This is a genomic window from Flavobacterium poyangense (genome assembly GCF_011751075.1).
Taxonomy (GTDB): Bacteria; Bacteroidota; Bacteroidia; order Flavobacteriales; family Flavobacteriaceae; genus Flavobacterium; species Flavobacterium poyangense.
Genome location: NZ_JAALLN010000185.1, coordinates 1 through 553, shown reverse-complemented (window position 1 = coordinate 553; position 553 = coordinate 1). Strand labels below are relative to the sequence as shown.

General features: G+C 41.0%; 1 protein-coding gene. It reads left to right on the top strand.

Translation table 11 applies throughout. From position 1 onward, the window contains the following. The coding region (locus G3A47_RS23780; protein ID WP_208328447.1) for a hypothetical protein at positions 1-230 on the top strand (230 nt) is incomplete at its 5' end. Positions 231-553: the final 323 nt, after the last annotated feature.

The window sequence follows — 553 nt, the reverse complement described above, 5'->3', positions numbered from 1 at the left end:
GTTCTGTGAGCTCGCTTTTTCTTTTTTTTTCTCTAGCAGAGCACTGTGACTCAAGTTACACTCAATATCGAGTTGCTTTGGACACTGGAATTAGCAACATGGCAGAAGTTCGGCACTGCCAACTTCGTGAATATGCACGATGTCACACGAGCCACGAATACAATGATGTGATATTTAAAGAGTGGTTGGCAGAAGCAGAAACAAGTGAAAATGGTGCCAACATCACTTAAACAAACACTTCAAATCCAAGACATAGGAACTTTCTTTTTTATACTTCGAGATTGCCCACTACTGAATTCAACTTAAACCGTAATGAAATGTTCCTGAAGTCAATATGGAAGTATGGCGGGTGATTTACGTAAAGTTGGTATAGTTCAAGGTCATAGTAACCAAAATACTGAGAAGAATTATAGTGGTTGTGATGTTATGGATGTATATGTCATGGTCGACGTCTCTCTCTACGGTATGCCATCTAGTAGCGAACGTAGGTACTGGAGCATGAAGTGGGCGAGGATGATGCAGTCTAGTAGCGAACGGAGATAGCAGAAAGTAG